The following is a 1,341-nucleotide window of genomic DNA, read 5'->3' on the forward strand; positions in this document are numbered from 1 at the left end:
CTGAGGTTCACCCCGGGTAGTGGACACCGAGTTAGCAGGACCAGTCGTCCTGTTGAAAGGATGTCCTCATGCCTGCTCGCAAGCGCCGGTCGTACCCGGCGGAGTACAAGGTCGAGGCTGCTCATCGCGTGATCGATTCTGGCCGGACGATCTCCGAGGTCGCCCGCGAGCTGGGCATCGACGCGGGCATGTTGAGCGTCTGGGTCAAAGACGAACGTCGCCGGGTCACCGCGGCCGAGGTTCACGGGGACAAGCCTCTGGAGGCGGCCGAGCGGGCCGAGTTGCTGCGCCTGCGCGGGCAGGTGGCCGAGCTGGAGAAGGACAACGCGTTCCTGGTAAAAGCCTCGGCGTACTTTGCCGCGATGCAGAAGAACCGGCCCGGTTCGTTCTGATGGCCAAGTACGCCGGCCCCGACGAGTTCGCCGACTCCATCACGTCACCGCGGCGCACGCGGTTCTCCGTCCGGCGTATGGCGCGGCTGCTGGGTGTGTCGAGGGCCGGGTACTACGCGCACGCCAAACGTGCCGCGGCAACGATGTTGACCGCACGGCAGCAACGACGCGGCGACCTGGAAGTGAAGATCACCCAGGCGCACCAGGACTCGCGCGGCACCTACGGGTCGCCGCGGATCCACGCTGAACTACGTGACCAGGGTGAGGTGGTCACGGCGAAGACAGTCGCCAAGATCATGGCTTCGATCGGCCTGGAGGGCATTAGCCCGCGCACGTTCAAGGTGAAGACGACAGTGGTCGATCCGGCCGCGTCGTTCCCGCCGGATCTGGTCGACCGGCACTTCGACCGGGACCGGCTCGACGCGGTCTGGCTGACTGACATCACGTACCTCACGTGCGGTGAGGGGGACATGTTCCTATGCGCGATCCGGGACGGCCATTCCCGGAAAGTGTTGGGCTACAGCATCTCTCACCACATCGGTGCCGAGATGGTCACCGACGCCATCGACTACGCCGTGGCCACCCGTGGCGGCAGATGCCGTGGCACGATCCTGCATTCCGACCGCGGCGGCGAGTACACCGCGCACCTGACAGCGAAGGCGTGCTTCCGGCACGGGCTGCGCCGGTCGATGGGCGCGACCGGGATCTGCTGGGACAACAGCCCGGCGGAGTCGTTCTGGTCGACGTTCAAGCACGAGCACTACTACCGGCATACCTACGCTACGAAGACAGAACTCGTTGCCGCGATTGACAAATGGATCCACACCTACAACAGTGTGCGACGGCACTCCGCCATCGGGATGCTCAGTCCCGACAACTTCGAGCAGTCACTCCAAGCGGCTGCCTGAATCCCTCGTAAGCCCCTGTCCACCATTCGGGGTGAACCTCA

At 65.0% G+C, this 1,341-nt stretch carries 2 protein-coding genes; both read left to right on the forward strand.

Annotated elements, in window-relative coordinates; translation table 11 throughout:
• Positions 1-68 precede the first annotated feature (68 nt).
• Positions 69-392 carry a transposase gene (locus tag AB0N03_RS52400; protein ID WP_364389006.1) on the forward strand — a complete coding sequence of 108 codons (324 nt, stop codon included), beginning with the start codon at positions 69-71 and terminating at the stop codon, positions 390-392.
• Positions 392-1,300: an IS3 family transposase gene (locus AB0N03_RS52405; RefSeq protein ID WP_364389008.1), complete on the forward strand. Its 909-nt coding sequence runs from the start codon at positions 392-394 to the stop codon at positions 1,298-1,300. The genes AB0N03_RS52400 and AB0N03_RS52405 overlap by 1 nt, the downstream gene beginning before the upstream one ends.
• Positions 1,301-1,341 lie beyond the last annotated feature (41 nt).

Source organism: Amycolatopsis sp. NPDC051061 (assembly GCF_040682935.1).
Taxonomy (GTDB): Bacteria; Actinomycetota; Actinomycetes; order Mycobacteriales; family Pseudonocardiaceae; genus Amycolatopsis.

What these genes read in the sequence shown, in the direction of transcription:
- AB0N03_RS52400 (WP_364389006.1), top strand. Translation starts at nt 69, where the DNA reads ATGCCTGCTCGCAAGCGCCGGTCGTACCCGGCGGAGTACAAGGTCGAG.
- AB0N03_RS52405 (WP_364389008.1), top strand. Translation starts at nt 392, where the DNA reads ATGGCCAAGTACGCCGGCCCCGACGAGTTCGCCGACTCCATCACGTCA.